At 71.9% G+C, this 21,106-nt stretch carries 20 protein-coding genes; 13 read left to right on the forward strand and 7 right to left on the reverse strand.

The annotated features are described in order from the left end of the window. Positions 1–60: 60 nt before the first annotated feature. Complete coding sequence (locus OHS71_RS36445) at positions 61–1,140, reverse strand: amidohydrolase family protein (RefSeq protein WP_328483582.1); 1,080 nt, start codon at positions 1,138–1,140, stop codon at positions 61–63. A gap of 184 nt (positions 1,141–1,324) precedes the next feature. On the opposite strand from OHS71_RS36445, the gene OHS71_RS36450 reads away from it, so the two are divergent. From OHS71_RS36450 to OHS71_RS36480, 7 genes are read left to right on the forward strand one after another with little or no spacing between them, the layout of a single operon-like run. Next, positions 1,325–2,647 carry a phenylacetate--CoA ligase family protein gene (locus tag OHS71_RS36450; RefSeq protein ID WP_328483583.1) on the forward strand — a complete coding sequence of 441 codons (1,323 nt, stop codon included), beginning with the start codon at positions 1,325–1,327 and terminating at the stop codon, positions 2,645–2,647. Then, positions 2,647–3,369: a hypothetical protein gene (locus tag OHS71_RS36455; protein ID WP_328483584.1), complete on the forward strand. Its 723-nt coding sequence runs from the start codon at positions 2,647–2,649 to the stop codon at positions 3,367–3,369. The genes OHS71_RS36450 and OHS71_RS36455 overlap by 1 nt, the downstream gene beginning before the upstream one ends. 10 nt (positions 3,370–3,379) lie before the next feature. Next, the gene (locus tag OHS71_RS36460) at positions 3,380–4,291 is read left to right on the forward strand and encodes an SDR family oxidoreductase (RefSeq protein ID WP_328483585.1); all 912 of its coding nucleotides are present in this window, start codon (positions 3,380–3,382) and stop codon (positions 4,289–4,291) included. 1 nt (position 4,292) lies between these two features. After that, complete coding sequence (locus tag OHS71_RS36465; RefSeq protein ID WP_328483586.1) at positions 4,293–4,736, forward strand: Zn-ribbon domain-containing OB-fold protein; 444 nt, start codon at positions 4,293–4,295, stop codon at positions 4,734–4,736. After that, positions 4,733–5,881, forward strand: a complete 1,149-nt coding sequence (locus tag OHS71_RS36470) for a thiolase family protein (RefSeq protein ID WP_328483587.1) — start codon at positions 4,733–4,735, stop codon at positions 5,879–5,881. The genes OHS71_RS36465 and OHS71_RS36470 overlap by 4 nt, the downstream gene beginning before the upstream one ends. 18 nt (positions 5,882–5,899) lie before the next feature. After that, positions 5,900–7,147, forward strand: coding sequence for an acyl-CoA dehydrogenase family protein (locus OHS71_RS36475; RefSeq protein ID WP_328483588.1), 1,248 nt, complete (start codon positions 5,900–5,902; stop codon positions 7,145–7,147). Continuing rightward, a complete protein-coding gene (locus tag OHS71_RS36480) occupies positions 7,144–8,259 on the forward strand; it encodes an acyl-CoA dehydrogenase family protein (RefSeq protein ID WP_328483589.1) in 1,116 nt (371 codons plus the stop codon). Before OHS71_RS36475 ends, OHS71_RS36480 begins: the two co-directional genes overlap by 4 nt. 648 nt (positions 8,260–8,907) lie before the next feature. On the opposite strand, the gene OHS71_RS36485 is transcribed toward OHS71_RS36480, so the two are convergent. Genes OHS71_RS36485 through OHS71_RS36510 form a run of 6 tightly spaced genes read right to left on the reverse strand, consistent with a single transcriptional unit; the run spans position 8,908 to position 14,350 of the window. Further along, positions 8,908–10,065 (reverse strand): acyl-CoA dehydrogenase family protein, encoded by a 1,158-nt coding sequence (locus OHS71_RS36485; RefSeq protein ID WP_328483590.1) that lies wholly within the window; start codon positions 10,063–10,065, stop codon positions 8,908–8,910. Between the two features lie 51 nt (positions 10,066–10,116). Beyond that, the gene (locus OHS71_RS36490; protein ID WP_328483591.1) at positions 10,117–10,677 is read right to left on the reverse strand and encodes a DoxX family protein; all 561 of its coding nucleotides are present in this window, start codon (positions 10,675–10,677) and stop codon (positions 10,117–10,119) included. An 8-nt stretch (positions 10,678–10,685) separates the two neighbouring features. Then, complete coding sequence (locus OHS71_RS36495) at positions 10,686–11,597, reverse strand: SDR family NAD(P)-dependent oxidoreductase (protein WP_328483592.1); 912 nt, start codon at positions 11,595–11,597, stop codon at positions 10,686–10,688. Positions 11,598–11,614: 17 nt separating this feature from the next. After that, the gene (locus tag OHS71_RS36500) at positions 11,615–12,781 is read right to left on the reverse strand and encodes a CaiB/BaiF CoA transferase family protein (RefSeq protein ID WP_328483593.1); all 1,167 of its coding nucleotides are present in this window, start codon (positions 12,779–12,781) and stop codon (positions 11,615–11,617) included. Positions 12,782–12,813: 32 nt separating this feature from the next. Beyond that, complete coding sequence (locus tag OHS71_RS36505) at positions 12,814–13,593, reverse strand: enoyl-CoA hydratase/isomerase family protein (protein WP_328483594.1); 780 nt, start codon at positions 13,591–13,593, stop codon at positions 12,814–12,816. Position 13,594: 1 nt separating this feature from the next. After that, a complete protein-coding gene (locus tag OHS71_RS36510; protein ID WP_328483595.1) occupies positions 13,595–14,350 on the reverse strand; it encodes an SDR family NAD(P)-dependent oxidoreductase in 756 nt (251 codons plus the stop codon). Between the two features lie 85 nt (positions 14,351–14,435). On the opposite strand from OHS71_RS36510, the gene OHS71_RS36515 reads away from it, so the two are divergent. The 6 genes from OHS71_RS36515 to OHS71_RS36540 all read left to right on the forward strand — a co-directional run bounded on the left by OHS71_RS36515 (position 14,436) and on the right by OHS71_RS36540 (position 21,103). Continuing rightward, positions 14,436–15,578 (forward strand): acyl-CoA dehydrogenase family protein, encoded by a 1,143-nt coding sequence (locus OHS71_RS36515; RefSeq protein WP_328483596.1) that lies wholly within the window; start codon positions 14,436–14,438, stop codon positions 15,576–15,578. A gap of 107 nt (positions 15,579–15,685) precedes the next feature. Then, a complete protein-coding gene (locus OHS71_RS36520; RefSeq protein ID WP_328483597.1) occupies positions 15,686–17,176 on the forward strand; it encodes an aldehyde dehydrogenase family protein in 1,491 nt (496 codons plus the stop codon). Between the two features lie 28 nt (positions 17,177–17,204). After that, positions 17,205–18,779 (forward strand): AMP-binding protein, encoded by a 1,575-nt coding sequence (locus OHS71_RS36525; RefSeq protein WP_328483598.1) that lies wholly within the window; start codon positions 17,205–17,207, stop codon positions 18,777–18,779. A 4-nt stretch (positions 18,780–18,783) separates the two neighbouring features. Further along, positions 18,784–19,935 (forward strand): thiolase family protein, encoded by a 1,152-nt coding sequence (locus OHS71_RS36530; RefSeq protein ID WP_328483599.1) that lies wholly within the window; start codon positions 18,784–18,786, stop codon positions 19,933–19,935. After that, positions 19,932–20,336 (forward strand): Zn-ribbon domain-containing OB-fold protein, encoded by a 405-nt coding sequence (locus OHS71_RS36535; RefSeq protein WP_328483600.1) that lies wholly within the window; start codon positions 19,932–19,934, stop codon positions 20,334–20,336. The genes OHS71_RS36530 and OHS71_RS36535 overlap by 4 nt, the downstream gene beginning before the upstream one ends. A gap of 17 nt (positions 20,337–20,353) precedes the next feature. Next, positions 20,354–21,103, forward strand: a complete 750-nt coding sequence (locus OHS71_RS36540; RefSeq protein ID WP_328483601.1) for a FadR/GntR family transcriptional regulator — start codon at positions 20,354–20,356, stop codon at positions 21,101–21,103. Positions 21,104–21,106 lie beyond the last annotated feature (3 nt).

The following is a 21,106-nucleotide window of genomic DNA, read 5'->3' on the forward strand; positions in this document are numbered from 1 at the left end:
ACCCGCCCGGAGTTCCCGAGGCGCCCGTGCCCACCGTGTCGCCCGTGTCGTCAGCGCCGTTCAGACGGCCGCCTCCTGGGGAGTCTGCTCCGGCAGGCCGAACAGCTCGTCGAACGTGCCCCGGGTGACGCGGTCGCGGATGTCGTCCGAGACGCCGTCGAAGAGGTCGTGCAGCGTGGACTGGGTGTGCCCGTAGGTGCCTTCGAGGTGCGGGTAGTCGTCGCCCCACATCACGTTGCGGTAGCCGGTCGACTCGACGATCTCGACCGAGCTCTTGTCGTGCTGGAAGGAGGCGTACACCTGCTGTCTGATGATCTCGCTGGGCAGCCGGCTCAGTTTCGGCCTGACGAACATCCCGTGCTGGCGGTAGGCCTCGTCCATCCGGTCGCCGATGGCCGGCACCCAGCCCGCCCCGCCCTCCGCGATCAGGATCCTCAGGTCCGGGTGACGGTCCAGGGCGCCGCCGGCGACCATGTGGGACACGACGCGCATGCCCGGGTAGGTCGTCTCCATGTAGTTGACGACGGCGCCGCCGGGTCCGCGGAAGACGACGTTCTGACCGCCCGTGCCGATGTGGAAGCCGAGCACCAGCCCGGCCCGCTCGACCGCCGTCCACAGCGGCTCCCAGCGGTCGAGGGCGTACTCCTCGCCGTCCCGTGTGGAACACGGCAGGAAGATCGCCTTGAAGCCCAGTTCCGCCACCCGCTCGACCTCGGCGACCGCGTCGTCGATGTCGGCCGTCGAGACGCAGGCGGTGGTGATCACGCGCTTGTTCTTGCTGAGGATCTCCTCGTGCGCCCAGTCGTTCCAGGCCCGTACCGTCTCCCGGGCGAGCTCCCGATCGGTGATCGACACGAGCCAGAACCCCATGGACGGGAAGGCCAGTTGGGACCAGACCCCCTCCTGGTCGAGGTCCTTCAGCCGGACCTTCAGGTCCCAGGCGCCCGGCGGACGCATGGCGTCCATGAAGTCGCCGAGCTGCCGGTCGATGCGTTCGCCGTCGATGTAGAGCATCTCGTACTTCTCGCCGCGCTCGCTGCGCGGTGCGCGGGCGCCGAGACGCGCGGGAAGCCGCTCGGTCCACACGTCGGCGGGTTCCATCACGTGGGAGTCGCCCGAGTTGACCCAGATCTTCGACATGCCGCTCCTTCGGGGCCAATGGATGTAATCAGTTAGCGATTTTAGTTGTATCGGCGACCGAAAGGGAAGGCCGGGAGGGTGCGGATCGCCGGCGTGCCGGTCCGGCGGTGTCTAATCCGTCCAATTGGTTGACTGATTGCGCTGATAGTTGCAAGATCTGGGCACTGAGCCGCGAGGAGGCGCCATGGTCGCAGACACGGACACCGAGGACAGGTACTTCGAGCCCCAGGTGGAGACCATGCCCCGGGAGCAGCTCCGGGCGCGGCAGGAGGAACAGGTCCTGGAGCTCGTCGAGTACGCCTACCGCAACTCGGCCTTCTATCGTGAGCTCTGGGACGAGCACGGGGTGCACCCGCGCGACATCCGGTCCCTGGACGACTTCCGCGCCCGGGTCCCCTTCATCACCAAGGACATGGTGCGCGCCTACCGGACCCGCACCGGAGATCCCTTCGGCGGACTGCTCTGCGTCCCCGTCGAGGAGCTGACCTCGGTCTCCTCGAGCTCAGGCACCACGGGCGACCCGGAGTTCTTCGCCGAGATCTGGCAGGACGCCCCGCCCCTGGTGACCGCGCAGGTGCGCGACCTCTGGGAACTCGGCCTCAGGCCGGGCGACCGGGTGCTGAGCCCGCCCGGCACCTTCCGCAACCTCATGGACCCCGGCTACCAGGCACTGGGCGCGGTGGTCATAGAGGTGGACACCTGGCTCGGGAAGATGCACGAGGTCGTCGAGGCGCTGCGCACCTACCGTCCCGCCTACCTCCAGATGATGTACCCGCAGATGGTGGAGCTGGAGCACCTCGCGGAGAAGACGGACCTCAAGGAGGCCTTCTCCTCCCTCAAGGGCGCCTCCTGTGCCGGTCAGCCGCTCAGCCGCAAGATGCGCGAGCGGATCCGCGACGACTGGGGCATCGACGTCTACGAGTACACCAGCGCCGCCGACACCGGCACCGCCTGGGAGTGCCGCGAGCACGACGGCTTCCACCTGTGGGAGGACACCGTCTTCGCCGAGTGCCTGGACATCGACGAGCACGGCTGGCGCGACGTGCCGGAGAGCGACCTCGGCGAACTGGTCGCCACCGACCTGGACAACCGCGCCGCACCGCTGATCCGCTACCGCAGCGAGGACCTCGTCCGGCTGTCCCGGGACCGGTGCGGCTGCGGCCGCACCCACGCCCGGATGTGGGTGGCCGGACGACGCGGCGACGAGACGCTGGTCCAGGGCCGCTCCGTGGTCCTGAGGGACGTCTGGCAGGCCGTCGAGGACCAGCCGGAGACCGTCGCCGGCGTCTTCCAGATCGTCCGGGACGGACGCGAGGTCGACGAACTGCGCCTGCGCGTCGGCTACGACCCCGCGCTCACCGCCGACGTCGCCGCCCTGGCCGGACGGCTCGGCGCGGCCGTACGCGAGCGGACCGGCGTCGAACCGGTGCTCGACCTGCGCACCGAGGAGGACCTGTTGAAAACCATGACCAGCGTCGCCAAGTTCCCCCGGGTGGTGAAGAACTGATGGCCCGCGCCGACACCCTGGCCCGCGCGAGGAGACTCGACCGGCCCGAACTCGCCTACCTCGTGCGCTTCCCCACCCCCGCCGGAGTGCGGGACGTGGAACTGACCTGGGCGGAACTCGCCCGGGACACCGACTGGGCCGCCGCCCGGCTGCGGGAGCACGGCCTCGCCGGGGGACAGCGCGCGCTGCTGACCGCCTCCGGCTTCGAGGGCTTCTGGGGCCACGCGGTCATCGGCGCCCTGCGCGCGCTGAACGTGACCTACGGCATCGCCGAGGCGATGGGCTGGGACCACCGCCGCACCGCGGTGTTCCACCGCGAACTGAACCCGCACGTCGTGATCGGCCTGTCGGCGGAGACCCTGGAGGGGCTCGCCGGCACGGCCGACGTGGGCGAGATGTTCCGGTCGACGCCGGTCGTCCTCGCCCGGCCCGCCGCCGTACCGCTGCTGCGCGCGGTCGGCGTCCCCGCCGCGCAGCTCTGCGCGGTGGGCCCTGCCCTCGCACTGGAGTGCCCCGAGCGAAACGGTGCGCACGTCAACGCCGCCGAGTGGCGGGTCCACGAGCGGGACGGTCAGCTGTCCGTCGCCGCGGGGGAGGGGCGCGCATCGGTGCTCACCGAGACACCGCTCGGCCTCGCGGGCCGCGTCGTAACCTCCCGATGCGCCTGCGGCAGCGAAGACCCCCGGGTCCTGCTCGCCGAGGCCGACCGGCTTTCCCGATGAGGAGTTGAGGATGTCCGAAGCAGTGGTCGACGGCCGGATCGTGGTCGTCACCGGAGCCGGCAACGGGATCGGCCGGGCACACGCCCTGGCGTTCGCCGCGCACGGCGCGAAGGTCGTGGTCAACGACCTGGGCGGCGCGCGTGACGGGGCCGGCGCCTCGGCCGGCCCCGCCCAGAGCGTGGTCGACGAGATCGTGGCGGCCGGCGGCGAGGCGGTGGCCAACCGCGACGACATCTCCACCTGGGACGGCGCGGGACGTCTGGTCCGGCAGGCGGTGGACACCTACGGCGGACTGGACGTGCTGGTCAACAACGCCGGCATCCTGCGTGACCGGATGATCGTGTCGATGACCGAGCAGGACTTCGACAGCGTCCTCGCCGTCCATCTCAAGGGCAGCTTCGCCACCGTGCACCACGCGGCCGCGTACTGGCGCGAGCGCGCCAAGTCCGGGCTGCCCAACGACGCCCGGGTGATCAACACCACCTCGCCGTCCGGCATCTTCGGCAACCCCGGCCAGTCCAACTACGGATCCGCCAAGGCCGGCGTCGCCGGACTCACCATCATCGCCGCGGCCGAACTCGCCCGCTACGGCGTGACGGTGAACGCCATCGCGCCCACCGCGCTCACCCGGCTCACCGAGGACATCGAGATGATGCGGCGGGCCGCCGAGGCGCAGGACCTCACTCCCGAGGCGATCTCGCCGCTCGTGGTGTGGCTGGGCTCGGCGGCGTCGCGCGAGGTCACCGGCCGGGTGTTCGGCGTCGTCGGCAACCGGATCACCGTCCTCGAGGGCTGGGTCAACGGCCCCGCCGCGAGCACCGACTCCCGATGGACCCCGCAGGAGCTGTCCTCGGTCGTCCCGAACCTGGTGGCCAAGGCTGCTCCCAACGCCGACGCCCTCGGCCACCGGAACGGAGCCTGACATGACGACCACCCGAGAACCGGTCGCACAGGGCCTGTTCACCTGGCCGCCGACCGGGTCCGCGCCGCTGCGGCTCATCGCCTCCGAGTGCGCCGACTGCGGGCTGCTGAGCTTTCCGGCCGCCACGGACTGCGTCCGGTGCGCGAGCACCGCTTCGAAGGAGCGGCTCCTGGCGGACCGCGGCACCCTGTGGACGTACACCACCCAGGGCTTCCGGCCGCCGTCGCCTCCGTACGACGGCCCCGAAGCCTTCGAGCCGTACGCCGTCGGCTACGTCGAACTCCCCGGCGAGCTGCTGGTCGAGGCACGTCTCACCGGGTCCGGCCCGGAGCGGCTCAGGATCGGGCAGGAGATGCGGCTGACCTGCGTGCCCTACACCGTGCGGGACGACGGCACCGAGGTCGTCACCTTCGCGTTCGCCCCGGTCGAGGAGGAGACGTCATGACCGAAGCCGTCATCATCGGGGTCGGGCTCCACCCCTTCGGCCGGTTCCCCGGAAAGCCGGCACTGGACATGGGCGCGGACGCGGTACGGCTCGCGCTCGCCGACGCGGGCGTCGGCTGGCCTCGGATCCAGGGCGGTTACATCGGCAGCTACGAGGTCGCCAACCCGGACGCCATCGTCGGCCGGCTCGGCCTGACCGGCATTCCGCTGCGCGGGGTCTTCAACGGCTGCGCGACGGCCGGCACGGCGGTGGCACTGGCCGCCCGGGCGATCGAGACCGGTGAGCACGACCTGACGATCGCCATCGGCCTGGACAAGCACCCGCGCGGCGCGTTCGCCGCCGATCCGTCCGTGGCGGGCATCCCCTCGTGGTACGGACAGACCGGGATGTTCCTCACCACGCACTTCTTCGGCATGAAGATCAACCGCTATATGCACGACCACGGCATCTCCCACGAGACGCTCGCGCGCGTCGCCTCCAAGAACTTCCACAACGCCGCCCGCAACGACAAGGCCTGGCGCCGCACCCCCCTGTCGGTGGAGGAGATCCTCGCCTCCCCGGTCCTCAACCACCCCCTGCGCCAGTTCATGTACTGCGGGCCGAACGAGGGAGCCGCCGCCGTCGTGCTGTGCCGGGCCGACCAGGCCCACAAGTACACCTCCACCCCGGTGCGCGTCCGCGCCACCGCCCTGCGCAGCCGCAAGCTGGGCGCCTTCGAGGTGCAGAGCCCTTCGTTCCCCGTCGGAGAGCCCGTCGAGAGCCCGACCGTGGACGCCTCCCGGGCGGCGTACGAACTGGCGGGCATCGGTCCCGAGGACGTCGACGTCGCCCAGCTCCAGGACACCGACGCCGGTTCGGAGATCATCCACATGGCCGAGAACGGTCTGTGCAAGGACGGCGAGCAGGAGCGTCTCATCGCCGAGGGCGTCACCGGCATAGGGGGCCGGCTGCCGGTCAACACCGACGGCGGGCTGCTCGGCAACGGGGAACCCATCGGCGCTTCCGGACTCCGCCAGATCCACGAGATCGTCCTCCAACTGCGCAGAACGGCGGGCGCGCGTCAGATCGCCGGTACACCCCGCGTCGGCTACACCCACCTGTACGGCGCGCCCGGCGTGTCGGCGGTGACGATCCTGTCGACCTGAGAGCCCAGGGAACCAGTCATGGAACAGGACATGCAGGACTTCGCCGACGAGGCACGCCGCTTCCTCAACGCGCACGCGACGAAGGCACCCGACCGGGCTGCCCTCACCTGGGGCGTGGGCGACGACTCGACGGCGTACTTCAGCAGCCTGCCGCCCGAGCAGGAGCACGAGCAGGTGCGGCGGGCGCGGGAGTGGCAGCGGATCCGCTACGAGAACGGCTTCGGCTGGATCACGGGTCCCGTGGAGTACGGCGGCCGGGGCCTGACCTTCGTCCACGACCTGCTCTACGACGCCGTCGAGTCCGAGTACGAGGTCGCCGACACGGGCGTGATCGGTGTCGTCGGCCTCGGCATGATCGGCCCGACGATCCTCGCCCACGCCCAGCCGCACCTCAAGGACCGCTGGCTGCCCGCGATGTACCGGGGCGACGCCATCGCCTGCCAGTTGTTCAGCGAGCCGGGCGCCGGATCCGATCTCGCGAGCGTGAGCACCCGAGCGGTCCGCCAGGACGACGGCGACTGGCTGCTCAACGGACAGAAGGTGTGGACCTCGGTCGCCCAGCACAGCGGGATCGGCCTCGCGCTGACCCGTACGGACCCGGATGCGCCCAAGCACCGCGGGATCACCGCGTTCCTGGTCCCCATGGACACCCCCGGCGTCGAGGTCCGGCCGCTGCGGCAGATGACCGGCGGCACGGACTTCAACGAGGTCTTCCTCACCGACGTCCGCATCCCCGACGACCACCGCCTCGGCGAGGTCGACGGCGGCTGGACGGTCGCCCTGACCACCCTGATGAACGAGCGCGCCACGGTGGGCAGCGAAGGCGCGGGACCGGTGGCCGCCGCCCTGTCGCCGGATCACCTCTCGGCGCTCATGCGCGCCACCTGGACCTGGGACGACCGCGCCCTGCGGGCCCGCCTGGCCGAACTGCTGGTGGACGTGCTCGCGACCCGGCACCTCAACGCCCGTGCCCTGCAAGGGCTGCGCGCCGGCGTCGCCCCGGGACCCGAGATGTCCGTCTCGAAGCTGCTCCACGGCCAGAACCTCACCCGCGCCGCACACTTCGTGTCCGAGGTCCTGGGCCCGCGCATCATCGCGGACACCGGCCAGTGGGGCACGTACGCCTGGACCGAACTGCTGCTGGCCACCCCGGCGCTGAGAATCCTCGGAGGCACCGAGGAGATCATGAAGAACATCCTCGCGGAACGCGTCCTCGGTCTGCCCAGGGAGCCCGTGACCACCGCTGCCAAGGAGGTGCGGCCGTGACCGCCGAAGAACACGAACTGCGCGAACTGCGCTCCTCCGTAAGGGAGTTCCTGGAAACCAAGTCGTCGGAGGAGGCCGTGCGCAAGCTGATGGAGAGCGAGCCGCGCTTCGACCCGGCGGTCTGGGCCCAGGCCTGCGGCCAACTGCGCCTGGCCGCACTGGCCCTGCCCGAGGAATACGGCGGCGACGGCTTCGGCATGGTCGAACTCGGCGTCGTACTCGAGGAGACGGGCCGCGCGCTGTTCTGCTCGCCGTTCTTCGCCACCGTGGTCCTCGCCGCCCAGACACTGCTCGCCTCCGGCGACGCGCGGGCCTGCGCCCGCCACCTCCCCGGCATCGCGGCCGGACGGACCACGGCCGCCCTCGCCGTGGCCGAGGACGACGGCTCCTGGGACCCCGCCCTGGTCTCCGCCCGCGCCCTGCCCGACGGCGACGGCGGGTGGACGGTGCGCGGCCGTAAGTCCTTCGTCGTCGACGGGACGACGGCCGACCTCGTCCTCGTCGTCGCCCGGACCGTCGCCGGCCCCTCGCTGTTCGCCGTGGACCGCGAGGCCACGGGGCTGACGGCCGAACCCATGGACACCCTGGACGCCACCCGTGCCATGGCCCGGCTGACGTTCGACGCCGTGCCCGCGACGCCCGTCGGCGCGGACGGGGCGGGCGGGCGCGTCATGGCCAAGGTCCTGGACATCGCCTCGGTGGGACTGGCCGCCGAGCAGGCGGGCGGGGCACGCCGCTGCCTGGACACCAGCACCGAGTACGCCCGCACCCGCCACCAGTTCGGACGGCCGATCGGCTCCTTCCAGGCGGTCAAGCACAAGTGCGCGGACATGCTCGTCCAGGTGGAACTGGCCGAGGCGTCCTCCCGGGAGGCGGCACGGCTTGCCGCCGAGCACGACCCGGCCTTCCCGGTCGCCGCGGCCGTGGCACACGCGTGCGCCTCACGCGCCTACCTGTACGCCGCCACCGAGAACATCCAGGTCCACGGGGGCATCGGCTTCACCTGGGAGCACCCGGCCCACCTCTACTTCAGACGGGCCAAGTCCTCACAACTGCTGCTCGGCGGCCCCGCGGTGTATCACGAGCGTCTGCTGGACCGGCTGGGCATCTGAACCGGCCGGGCGCTGACGGCAACCGGCCGGGCAGCCGACGGCAACCGGCGGGGCATCCGACGCCCGGCGAGAACCGGGCGGACCGGGCGGCCGGCATGGGGCGCGGACCCGCACCCCATGCCGGCCGCCCGGTCGTCGTCGCCGCCCGACCTGAGGTGTCAGTACCGCTGCCGGGCCCGGCCGGCACGGTCCGCGCAGCGCCGCGCCTGGACCCGGGCCTGCCGCACGGGTGGGGCTTCGTCTCCTCGGCGACCTTGCCTTCCGGCGACCGCCGACCGCCGACCGCCGACCGGCGACGGCCGGCCGCTGACTGCGGACTGCTGACCGGCGACTGCCGACCGTCCTGACTGCTGACCGGCGACAGCCCACTGCTGACACCCGACTGCTGACCGGCGACGGCCGACCGCCGACCGCCGACCGCCGACCGCCGACACCCGACTGCTGACCGCCGACAGCCGACCGGCGACGGCCGACCGCCGGTGTTGCGGTCGGATGTCGGCTGTCGGCCGTGTCCGAAAGGTCACGCCCGAGGCGAGGGGCCTCGCCGCGAAGCGGACGGCGGCCGTGGAGTCCGGGCCGTGGTCCGCAGGGGCAGGCCGCGTGCGCGCGTCGCGACACCTGAGCGCGGCGCCCGAGGCGACGGGTGTCTCACCCGCGCGCCGCCTCGCCCAGCAACGCCTTGGCGATGATCACCTGCTGGATCTGGCTGGTGCCCTCGTAGATGCGGAACAGCCGGGCGTCGCGGTAGAAGCGCTCGACGGCGACGCCGCGCATATAGCCCGCCCCGCCGTGGATCTGCACCGCCCGGTCCGCGACCCGCCAGACCATCTCGCTGGCGAAGTACTTGGTGCACGAGGGCCCGATCTTCGTGTCGGTACCGGCGTCGAAGGCACGGGCGGCCTCCAGCACCGTGGCGCGCCCGGCGTAGTAGTCCGTCATCGAGTCGGCGATCAGGCCCTGGACGAGCTGGAAGGAGCCGATGGGCCGGCCGGACTGGCGGCGGGTGCGGGCGTACTCGACGGACTCGTCGACCAGCCGCTCGGCCATGCCCACGCACAGGGACGAGATGTGCACCCTGCCGTGCGCGATACAGCCCATCGCTGTGCCGAAGCCCCGGTTCAGGCCCTCCTCGCCGCCGACGAGCGCGGAGGCCGGCACGCGTACGTCGTCGAAGTACACATCGGCGGTCCAGGCGCCGAACTGGCCCATCTTGTGGTCCTTGGGCGCCACGGTGAGCCCGGGGGTGCCGGCCGGGACCAGGAAGGTGGAGATGCCGCGGGTACGCGGGGCGTCGGGGTCGGTGCGGGCGAAGACCATGAAGACGTCGGCGAGCGGAGCGTTGGTGATGTAGCGCTTGGCCCCGTTGATGACCCACTCGTCGCCGTCGGCATACGCCTTCGTGGTGAGGGTCGAGGGGTCCGAGCCCGCGTCCGCCTCGGTGAGCGCGAACGACGCCAGCACCTCGCCCGAGGCGATCTTCGGCAGCCACCGCGCCTTCTGCTCCTGTGTGCCGCCGACCATCAGGACGTGCCCGGCGATGCCGTTGTTCGTGCCGAACATCGAGCGCAACGACGGCGTCGTATAACCGAGTTCGAACATCAACTGGGCTTCCTCGTACATCGACAGCCCCAGCCCGCCGTACTCCTCGGGCAGCGCGAAGCCGAACAGCCCCATCTGCTTGGCAGCCTCGCGGATCTCCGCGGGCATCTCGTCCTTCTCGTCGATCTCCGCCTCGAGCGGCACGACACGGTCCCGGACGAAGCGCCGGACCCCGGACAGCACCGCGCTGAAGTCAGCCGCGTCCATGTCGTCTCCCTTGTTGCCTGATTGCCTTGTCGCCGTGTTGCCCTGTGGCTCTTACTGTTTCTTCTGCTCGTCGTGGTCCCGGTGTTCCGTCTCCGGGTCCGTCCGAGGCCCGTCCCGCTTGCTCTGCGGCCGGTAGCACACGGCCAGCAGGGCCGCCGCGCCCGCGGCGCCGAGTCCGGCCGCCGCCAGCGCGTGCCCCACGCCCGCGCGTTGCCGGCGCAGCAGCCCGTCGAGCGAGTACCTGCCGTTGCCCAGCGCCGCCAGCGCCAGGGCGGCCCCGCCCACCACGCCGACGTACTCCCAGCCACCTTTGAAGACGAAGAAGCCCTTGCCCCGGTGGTCGGTGCGGGCCGCGACGGCCATCAGGCCGACGGCGGCCGCCGCCGGAAGCGGGTTGGCCGCGCCCAGGGCGATGCCCACGCCGGCCGCCATCTCGGTCCCGGCCGCCATCCGGGCGTGCGCCCCGGCCGGCCGCAGACCCAGCGCCTCGAACCAGCCCGTCGTGCCCTCGAGCCCGCCGGGACCGTTCACCTTGTTCCAGCCGTGCGCGAACAGCATCGGACCGAGCGCCGTGCGCAGCACGAGGGCGGCGACGTCGGGTCCTCGGCTCACCGGCCGGTTCACTGGCCGACCCCGGTGGCCCGGCCGGCTGGGGCGACCCCGTACAACCGCGGTACCGCGTCGACGAGTTCCTCGTAACCGAGAGCCTCGCCCGTCCGGCCGGGGTGGACGCCTGTGACGGTCCAGCCCTCCAGCCGGTTGAGCCGGTTGCCCTCGATCCGCAGCACCTGGCCGGTAAGCCAGGCCGCGCTGTCGGAGGCCAGGTAGACCACCACTCCGGAGGCGTTGGCGGGATCGCGCGGGTCGAAGCCGCCGTCGGCCCGCAGGGACTCGCCGACGGAGAGCCCGTCCGTCATCCGCGTGGCGGCGATCGGCGAGATGGCGTTCGCGGTGACGCCGTAGCGGTGCATCTCGAGGGCGGTGAGAACGGTGAGCCCGGCGACCCCCGCTTTGGCGGCGCCGTAGTTGGACTGTCCCTGGTTGCCGAACAGCCCTGTCCCGGACGTCGTGTTGATCACCCGGCCGGCCACCCGTTCTCCCCGTTTCGACGCCTCGCGCCAGTACGCGCAGGCATGCCGGGTGAGGGCGAAGGTGCCCTTGAGATGGACGGCGATCACGGCGTCGAACTCGGCCTCGCTCATCGAGAACAGCATGCGGTCGCGCACGATCCCGGCGTTGTTCACCACGATGTCGAGCCGCCCGAACTCGGCGACGGTGTCCGCGACCATGGCCTCGGTCGCCGTCCAGTCCGTGACCGAGGCATGGTTGGCGACCGCCCGCCCGCCGCGCTCGATGATCTCCGTGACGACCTCGTCGGCCGGCGAGTCACCGGTCTGTTCGCCGTGCACGCCCGCACCGGGATCGTTCACCACCACGGTGGCGCCGGCCTCGGCGAGCGCCAGGCAGTGCGCCCGGCCCAGCCCCCTGCCACCGCCCGTCACGATGGCGACCTTGTCGTCGAGAATGCCCACGCCGTACCTCCTGAGCTTCATGTGCCGGGTCGGTCGAGTTCGGCGAGCACTTCGTCGGTGTGCTCGCCGAGGGTCGGAGCGCCGCCGCGCGGCTTGTCGTCGACGCCCCAGAAGCCGACGGGTGTCGCCACCGTCCGCAGCGGGGGCGCGTCGCCCATGCCGGGCTGTTCGACGAACGCCCCGACCGCCTCCGCCTGCGGATCGGCCGCCACCTCGGCCAGCGTCTGCACGGGCGCCCACCACACGCCCGCCGCGTCGAACCGGGCCGCCCATGCGGCGAGCGGCCGCTTCGCGAACTCCTCGTCGAACTCGGCGATCAGCTCGCGCACATGGCCCCGCCGGGCCTTCCCGGTCGCGAACCGCTCGTCGGCCGCCAGGTCCGTGCGGCCGAGCGCCTCGACGACACCGGGCCAGTGCCGGTTCCCCTCCAGTCCGACCAGCCAGAACCAGCGGTCGTCGGCGGCCCGGTAGGAGTTGTAGAGCGGGGACTCGTGCTCGGTGCGGTGCCGGGTTCGGCCGCGCCGGCCGAAGAAGTTCTGAAGGGCGAGGTCGTTGCCGTTGGCGTAGGTGCCGGAGCGCAGCAGGGACACGTCGACCACGCCGCCCTCGCCGGTGCGCTCCCGGCGCAGCAGCGCGGCCAGCACGCCCGCCACCAGATTGGACGCGGCCGTACGGTCGCCGAGGCCGGGCCGGATACCGGGCGGCGGCTCCCCGGCCGGGTTGAGCATGGCGGCGATGCCGGGCCGGGCCCAGAACGCGGACACGTCGTAGCCCGCCCGGTCGCGTTCGTCACCTGCCCAGCCGTATCCCGTCAGGGTGCCGACGACCAGCCGGGGATGGCGGGCGCGCAGCTCGTCCGGTGCCAGTCCCAGCCGCTCCAGTGCGCCGGGGCGCAGGTTGGTGACGAACACGTCGGCCCGCTCCAGCAGCCGTTCCAGCACGTCCTTGCCTTCCGCGGAGCGCAGATCGAGGACGATCCCGCGCTTGCCGCGGTTGTCGGTCTCGAACGGGGGCGCGCTGTCGATGTCCTGGCCCACGTGCCGCAGGGTGTAACGGTTGGGGTCGCCGGTCGGCGCCTCCACCTTCACCACGTCGGCGCCCCAGTCCGCGAGCATGGTGGCCGCGGCCGGTGCCGCCACCCACATGCCCAGCTCGACGACGGCAATGCCCTCAAGTGGCCGCACGGCCCACCTCCACATCGTTCGGGGACGGTTCGTCACGCGCCGCGGAACTCGCCGGGCCTGCGCTCGCGGAACGCCTTCAGGCCCTCGGCGCGGTCTTCGGTGCAGAACAGCACCGAGACGGTCTCGCGCTCGTAGGCGATCGCCGCCTCCAGGTCCATGCCGAGGCCGTAGTCGATCAGCCGCTTGCCCGCCGCGAGCGCCAGCGGGGCACCCGCTGCCAGACGGGCCGCCAGCGCCTCGGCGACCTTCAGTGCGTCGCCGGGTTCGGCCAGTTCGTTGACCAGCCCCAGCACATGGGCCCGGGCCGCGTCGATCGGCTCGCCGGTGAGGATCATCTGTTTGGCGACCGCGGGCGGCAGCAGACGCGGCAGCCGCTGGGTGCCGCCCGCGCCGGGCAGCACCCCGAGCTTCATCTCGGGCAGGCCCAGCAGGGCGCCCCGTTCCGCCACCCGGAGGTCGCAGGCGAGGGCCAGCTCCAGGCCGCCGCCGTAGGCGAAGCCGTGGACCGCCGCGACCGAGGGCTTCGGGAAGTCCTCCAGGAGCGCGAACGCCTCGGTCAGCCGTCCCACGAAGGCACGGAACTGGCCGGGCGCGGTGAACGACTCGATCTCGCCGAGGTCGGCTCCGGCCGAGAAGGCCCGGCCGGCTCCGGTCAGCACCAGGGCGCGGACGTCGTCGTTGTCGCGCAGGTCGTCCAGCGCCTCGGTGAGCCGTTCGACCGTCTCGGAGCCGACGGCGTTCAGCCGTCCGGGACGGTCGAGGGTCAGCACGGCGATGTCGTCGCGCAGTTCGGTACGCAGCACGGTGCTCACCTCAGACCATCGTGAGTCCGCCGCTGACCGAGAGCGTCTGCCCGGTCACATAGGCGGCGTCGTCGGAGACGAGGAAGGTCACCACGTCGGCGATCTCGGTGGGCCGGGCGACGCGGCGCAGCGGGATCGCCCGCACCGTCGCGTCGTACATCTTCTGGCTGTACTCGGCGACCTGCCCGAGCAGCGCGGTGTCGGTGGGCCCCGGGCAGACGCTGTTCACGGTGATGCCGTGCCGGGCGACCTCGCGGGCCAGCGCCTTGCCGAAGGCGATGACCCCGCCCTTCGTCGCGGAGTACACGACCTCGCCGGAGGAGCCGACGCGGCCGGCGTCCGAGGCGATGTGCACGATCCTCCCGCCGCCGCGTTCGATCATCGGGTCGAGGACCGCCCGGGTCACGGTGATCGTGCCGCGCAGATTGACGGCGATGATCCGGTCCCAGGTGGCCTCCGCGCTGTCCACGAAGCGGCCGATGACATCGACGGCAGCGTTGTTGACCAGGATGTCCACCGGCCCGAGTGCGGCCGTCACGCGCTCCACGGCGGCGCGTACGGCCGCGCTGTCGGAGATGTCCGCGCCCACCGCCGTCGTCCGCGCCGTGTAGCGCTCCGCGAGCCGGGCCGCCACCTTGTCCGCGGCCTCCGGGTCCAGGTCGCAGACGGCGACGGCGGCTCCATGGGCGGCGAGCCGCTCGGCGATGGCCTCGCCGATGCCCCGCCCCGCCCCGGTGACGAGCGCCACCTTGTCCCGTACGCTCACGCGCCCTCCCTCGCCCGGACCTCGATACAGCGCTATCGTATAACTACTTCAGCTAAATAAGCGAGATGCACGAGCGGAGTCGAGTATGCGCCGTACGATCTTCACCGAGGAACACGAGCTGTTCCGGGAGACCGCCCGCACCTTCTACCTGCGCGAATGCGCCCCGCACACCGAGCAGTGGGAGCGCGACGGGCAGGTGGGCCGGGCCGCGTGGGCGGCGGCGGGCAAGGCCGGACTCATCGGCTGGCAGTTCCCGCAGGAGTACGGCGGGCAGGGGATCTGGGACTTCCGCTACAACGCCATCATGGCCGAGGAGATGGCGGCCACCAGCTCGGTCGGCATCGGGCTCGGCCTCCAGAACGACGTCATACCGCCCTACCTCGCACGCCTGACCACCCCGGAGCAGAAGGCGCGCTGGCTGCCCGGGGTGATCAGCGGCGAGACGATCTGCGCGCTCGCGCTGTCGGAACCCTCCGCCGGCTCCGACCTCAAGAACATCCGCACCACCGCCCGCCGGGACGGCGACGAGTGGGTGATCGACGGCTCCAAGACCTTCATCACCAACGGCATCCTGGCCGACCTGGTCATCGTTGCCTGCAAGACCGACCCGGACGCGGGCCACAAGGGCATCAGCCTGATCGTCGTCGAGCGCGGCGCCGAGGGCTTCGAGCGCGGACGCAAGCTCGACAAGGTCGGCATGAAGGCCCAGGACACCGCGGAACTCTTCTTCCACGAGGTGCGCGTCCCCGCCGGGAACCTCGTCGGGCAGGAGGGGTGCGGTTTCTACCACATGATGGGCAACCTGCCGACGGAGCGGCTCGCCATCGCCGTCTCCTCGCTGGCGGCGGCCGAACGGGCCTTCGCGCTGGCGCTCGAGTACGCCAGAACCCGCACGGCGTTCGGGCAGCCGATCGGGCAGTTCCAGGCCAACAGGTTCGCGCTCGCCGACGTCAAGGCCAAGCTGGGCGCGGCCCGGGTCTACCTGGACGGCTGCATCATGGCCCTGTTCCAGGGCGACCTGACAGCCGAGGAGGCGGCCGCCGCGAAGTACTGGACGTCCGAGACCGGCTGGGAGGTCATCGACCGCTGTATGCAGCTTTTCGGCGGCTACGGCTACGTCAACGAGTACGAGATCGCCCGTATCTGGCGGGACAGCAGGGTGCAGCGGGTTTTCGGCGGGACCTCGGAGATCATGCAGGAGATCGTCGGCCGGTCCCTGGGTCTGTGAGGCCGCCGGCCGGCGGGGTGCCGAACTCATTGACTAGCTTCGATAAATAGGTTAGCTATTTAGCCCTGGATGCGCGGACGGCGCACACAGGGCTCAGGGAGGCACCCGTGGTCACGGTCGACGTGCAGCTCCACCAGGAAAGAGCCGAGCGGGATCTGCCGCGGCCGAGGCTGGTCATCGGCGGCAAGGACGTCACCGATCCGAGCGGCGGCGTCCACGAGCACCGCAACCCGGCGACCGGGCTGGTCCAGGCGCACATCCCGCTCGCGGGCCCTGCCGAGGTGGACCGGGCCGTCGCCGCGGCCCGCCAGGCCTTCGAGGTCTGGGGCGCCATGCGGCCCGCCGAACGCCGCCGCCTCCTCACCCGTTTCGCCGGTCTGCTCCGCGACCACATCCCCGCCTTCGCCGCGATCAGCCCGCTGGAGAACGGCGTCTGCATCGGAGGCTGGGCGGACAACGTCGGACCGCACGTCGCCGAGTGGACCGAGTACTACGCGGGCTGGGCCGACAAGATCGAGGGGCTGGTCGGGGCGGGCCACAGCCCGCACGAGAACTTCGAGTACACGATCGCCGAGCCCTACGGGGTCATCGGCCACATCATCACGTGGAACTCGCCCGCGCTGTCGCTGGCGATGAAGGTCCCGCCGTCGCTCGCCGCCGGGAACACCGTGGTCATCAAACCGGCCGAGGCCACACCGTTCTCCGCCCTGCTCTTCGCCGACCTGGCCCATGAGGCGGGCATCCCCGAGGGCGTCGTCAACGTCGTCACCGGACTCGGCGACGCCGGCGCGGCCCTGGTGAACCACCCCGGCGTGGACAAGATCTCCTTCACCGGCGGACCCGCCACCGCGCGCCGCATCATGGCCGACGCGGCGCGGAGCCTCAAACCCGTTGTCTTCGAACTGGGCGGCAAGTCCGCCAACCTCCTGTTCGCCGACTCCGACCTGGACACCGTCGTCCCCTACTGCGCGGCCTTCGCCATGAGCAACACCGGCCAGGGCTGCGCGCTGCCCACCAGGCTGCTGGTGGAGCGCCCGGTCTACGACGAGGTGATCGCGCGCGTCGCGGGCGTGGTCGCCCACCTGCCCGTCGGAGACCCGCTGGACCCGGCGACGTACATCGGACCCCTCGTCGACGCCGCCGCCCGCGACCGGGTCCAGGGCGTGATCGACAGTGCGGCCGGGAGCGGTGCGGGACGCCTGGTGAGCGGCGGTGAACGCATCGACGCCGACGGGTACTTCGTCGCCCCGACCGTCTTCGCGGACGTCGACAACCGTAGCGACCTCGCGCAGCGGGAGATCTTCGGACCCGTCCTCGCCATCACCCCGTTCGACACGGAGGACGAGGCCGTCGCGCTCGCCAACGACACCGAGTACGGCCTGTCCGCCTACATCCAGAGCCACGACATCGCCCGCGTGAACCGCCTGGTGCCACGGCTGAGGGCCGGGACGGTCTACGTCAACCCCGGCCCCAACCCGATCACCTCGCCGGCCACGCCCTTCGGCGGCGTCGGCATCAGCGGGTTCGGCCGGGAAGGCGGCAGAGCGGGACTCGACGAGTTCATCCACGTCAAGGGCGTAGGCGTCGGCCGCGTCTGACGTCCTCTCACCTCCTGGAGCCAACAGCATGCACCCCGCCCGCCGCCTGACGTTCGGCGACATCATCCGTGAGCACCGAAGGTCCTTCCCCGGCACAGTCGCCCTCGTCGACGGCGACGTCCGGCTGACCTGGCCGCAGCTGGACGAGCGCACAAACCGCCTGGCCCACGCCCTGACCGCCGCCGGCGTCGGGCCCGGCGACCGGATCCTGTGGCTCGGACAGAACTCCTTCCGGATCTGGGAACTGCTCGGCGCAGCCGCCAAGACGGGCGCCATGGTCTGTCCCGGCTACTGGCGCTGGGCCGCCCCCGAAATGGCGTTCGCCGTGCGGGACTTCGATCCCCGGGTGGTCGTCTGGCAGGACGAGGAGATCGGCGACACGGTCGCCAAGGCCCGCGCCGAACTGGGCGACGACCACCGCGCGTTGTGGCTGCGCCACGACACCGGGGAACCCGACGGCTACGAGTCCTTCCTGGCCGCCGGCTCGCCCGAGGACCCGGACACCGACGTCGATCCGGACTCCGCGCTGCTGGTCATCTACACCGCCGCCATCTCGGGACGGCAGTCCGGCTCGATGCTCTCCCACCGCAACCTGCTCGCCATGGGCACGGGCGCCGCCTGGATGGGCGACATCGGGGCGGAGACGGCCTTCCTCGGCGCCGGCCCGATGTTCCACATCGGCAACTACCAGTTCTGGGGCGTCCCGGCCTTCGTCCACGGCGGCAAGAACGTGATCGTGCGCCGGGTGGTGGCCGAGGAACTGCTCCCCGTGCTGGCACAGGAGCGGTGCACGCACGCCTATCTGATGCCCCCGACCATCGCACAGCTCGTCGCGCTGAACCGCGAGGCCGGCCACGACCTCTCCCACCTGCGCGCCAGCGTCGCCGCACCCCTGTGGCAGGGCACCGTGCCCACCGACCGGAGCCGGTTCACCCGCAACGGCGGGGGAGAGGGCCGCGGCTACGGCCAGACCGAGGTGACCGGCTTCGCCGTGACCGGCGCGTACGGCGGTAGCGGCGAGGGCAACGCGGGACGCCCCGGCCCCGGCACCGCCGTACGCGTGCTGAACGACGCGGACGAGGAGTGCGCCGCCGGCGAGGCGGGCGAGATCTGCCTGCGCGGCGACCTCGTGCACCTCGGCTACTGGAACCGGCCGCAGATCAACGAGGAGCGCTTCCGGTCCGGCTGGTGGCACACCACCGACCTGGGCCGCCGCGAGCCCGACGGCACGATCAGCTTCCTCGGCACGACGACCCGCATGCTCAAGTCGGCGGCCGAGAACATCTTCCCGGCGGAGGTGGAGAACTGCATCGAGTCCCACCCGGCCGTCCGGGAGGCGGCGGTGATCGGCGTGCCGAACGAGCGCTGGGCGCAGGACGTCAAGGCGGTCGTGGTGCTCCACCCGGACGCCGGACCCGTGACCGCGCGGGACGTCGTCGAACACTGCCGGGCGCGGATCGCCTCGTACAAGAAGCCCAAGACGGTGGAGTTCGTCGAGGCGCTGCCCCGCACCAAGGACTTCGCCATGGACTACGAGGCGCTCGACGAGCGCTTCGGCGGGGGCGGCTACCCCGGCGGCGACACGCTCGGCGCGGGACGGTGACGGCGTGAACGGCCGGCTGCCCGTCGTCGTCGGCGTCCACGCCACCGAGCAGGCCCTGTCCCTCCCGCACCGGGACGCCATGGACCTCGCCCTCGAATCGGTGCGCGGTGCGATCGAGGACGCCGGGCTGACGCCGGCCGACGTCGACGGCGCCCAGGTGGACTGGCCCGGCCCCGGCGGCGTACCCGGCGAAGGCAGCTCCTGGGCGCGCATGCTCGGCCGCGACCTGCGCTGGACCAGCGACTCGATGCTCGACAACGCCGGCTCGCGCGGCCTGCTGAAGGCGGCCGCGGCGATCCGCGCCGGATACGCCGACACCGTCGTGGTCGGCGGCTGCAAACTGGTCTCGCGCGGCTCGGGCCCGGTCGGGGCCGGGGTGCCGCTGGAGTTCGCCGACGTCTGGGGCAGCTATGTCGTCGCCCAGTTCGCTCTGGTGGCGGCCCGGCACATGCACGAGTACGGGACGACCTCCCGCCAGCTCGCGGAGGTCGCCGCCACCATCCGCAACAACGGCACCACCAACCCCGAGGCGATGATGTACGGTCGCGGCCCCTACACCGCCGACGACGTGCTCGCCTCCCGCACGGTGGCCACCCCCTTCCATCTGCTGGACTGCTGCATCGTCGGCGAGGGCGGCGCGGCCCTCGTGGTGACCACCGCCGAACGCGCCCGCGACCTGCCGAACCCGCCCGTCGCGGTGCTCGGCGGCGGGATGGAGTACCACCAGGCCGCCTACGCGAACCCTGCGCTGCACCGGGAGGTCGGGCAGCTCGGCCGGGACGCCGCGGCACGCGCGTACGCGATGGCGGGGATCGGCCCGCAGGACGTGGACGTCTTCTCGCTCTACGACCCCAACTCCTTCGAGATCATCCGGCAGCTGGAGGTTCTCGGGCTGTGCGGGGAGGGCGAGGGCGGACCCCTCGCGGCCGCCGGCGCGATCGCCGTGGGCGGCAAGCACCCGGTCAATCCCGACGGCGGCTGTCTGTCGTACGCGTGGAACGGCACCCAGCAGATGACCCTCAAGGTCGTCGAGGCCGTACGGCAGTTGCGCGGCAGCGCCGTGCACCAGGTCGAGGGCGCGGAACTGGCGGTCGTCGGCAACGCCGGCTCCGGCGCACAGCACTACGAGATGAGCGTGCTGGGGAGGATGCGATGAACGGGCGACCCGTCCCCGTCCCGACTCCGCTGTCGGAGCCGTTCTGGGCCGCGGCCCGGCGCGGTGAGCTGGTCGTACCGGCCTGCCCCGACTGCGGCCTGCGCTTCTTCGTGCCCGAACCGGCGTGCCCGGGCTGTCTGTCCGCGCGATGGCGCTACCAGCCGAGCGCGGGCCGGGGGACCGTCTACTCGGTGACCGTGGTGCACCGGGCGCCCGGACCAGGGTTCGACGCGCCCTTCGCGCTGGCCGTGATCGACCTCGATGAAGGGGGCACCATGCTGTCCCACGTGGACGCCGGCGACCCCGACCAGGTCGTCATCGGGATGCGCGTCCGCGTGGACCTGCGCGCCTTCACCGACGAGATCACCCTGCCGTACTTCGTACCGGACACGAGCGCATGAGGGCGGAGGCGGGTGCGGTGACGAACACACCGGTACGGGTCCCGAAGATGGCCGAGCTGGTGGCGGCCCAGCTGCGCCGCAAGATCGTGCGCGGGGAACTCGCCGAGGGGGAGGCGCTGCCCGCCGAGACGGCCCTGATGGCGGAGTTCGCCGTCTCCCGGCCGACCCTGCGCGAGGCGTTCCGGGTGCTGGAGTCGGAGTCGCTCATCAGCGTGCGCCGGGGCGCCCGGGGCGGCGCGCGGGTACAGGTACCGGAGGGCACGGTGGCCGCCCGCTACGCCGGAGTGGTCCTGGAGTACCGGGGCACGACCCTCAAGGACGTGTACGACGCCCGTACGGTGATCGAGGCGCCGTGCGCCGGGCTGCTGGCCGGGCGCCGCACCGACGGGGACCTGGAGCGGCTGCGGGCCGCCGTCGCCGAGGCCGAGGGGCTGATGGAGAACCCGTCGGCGTTCATCCGCGCCCACATGGAGTTCCACGCCCTGGTCGTCGAACTGGCGGGCAACGAGACGCTGAGCGTCCTCAACGGCATGGTCCGGCACATCATCGACCAGGCGAACTGGTCCCACGTCGACCTCGACGCCGGCAGCCCCGAGAACATCCGGGCCAACCGCCGCGGCTTCGGCGCCCACCGCGCGCTCGTCGAGCTGGTGGCCGCCCGCCGGTCCGAGGCCGCCGAGAAGCTGTGGCGCCTGCACCTCCAGGAGGCGGAGGACTACCTGCTGCGGAACAGGTCCATGACCACGGTCCTGGACCTGTTCGACTGACGC

This window comes from Streptomyces sp. NBC_00377 (assembly GCF_036075115.1).
Taxonomy (GTDB): domain Bacteria; phylum Actinomycetota; class Actinomycetes; order Streptomycetales; family Streptomycetaceae; genus Streptomyces.

Excerpts from the sequence above, each read along its gene's own strand:
- OHS71_RS36445 (WP_328483582.1), bottom strand. The coding sequence starts at position 1,140 with ATGTCGAAGATCTGGGTCAACTCGGGCGACTCCCACGTGATGGAACCC.
- OHS71_RS36450 (WP_328483583.1), top strand. The coding sequence starts at position 1,325 with ATGGTCGCAGACACGGACACCGAGGACAGGTACTTCGAGCCCCAGGTG.
- OHS71_RS36470 (WP_328483587.1), top strand. The coding sequence starts at position 4,733 with ATGACCGAAGCCGTCATCATCGGGGTCGGGCTCCACCCCTTCGGCCGG.
- OHS71_RS36465 (WP_328483586.1), top strand. The coding sequence starts at position 4,293 with ATGACGACCACCCGAGAACCGGTCGCACAGGGCCTGTTCACCTGGCCG.
- OHS71_RS36460 (WP_328483585.1), top strand. The coding sequence starts at position 3,380 with ATGTCCGAAGCAGTGGTCGACGGCCGGATCGTGGTCGTCACCGGAGCC.
- OHS71_RS36515 (WP_328483596.1), top strand. The coding sequence starts at position 14,436 with ATGCGCCGTACGATCTTCACCGAGGAACACGAGCTGTTCCGGGAGACC.
- OHS71_RS36535 (WP_328483600.1), top strand. The coding sequence starts at position 19,932 with ATGAACGGGCGACCCGTCCCCGTCCCGACTCCGCTGTCGGAGCCGTTC.
- OHS71_RS36525 (WP_328483598.1), top strand. The coding sequence starts at position 17,205 with ATGCACCCCGCCCGCCGCCTGACGTTCGGCGACATCATCCGTGAGCAC.
- OHS71_RS36455 (WP_328483584.1), top strand. The coding sequence starts at position 2,647 with ATGGCCCGCGCCGACACCCTGGCCCGCGCGAGGAGACTCGACCGGCCC.
- OHS71_RS36485 (WP_328483590.1), bottom strand. The coding sequence starts at position 10,065 with ATGGACGCGGCTGACTTCAGCGCGGTGCTGTCCGGGGTCCGGCGCTTC.
- OHS71_RS36475 (WP_328483588.1), top strand. The coding sequence starts at position 5,900 with ATGGAACAGGACATGCAGGACTTCGCCGACGAGGCACGCCGCTTCCTC.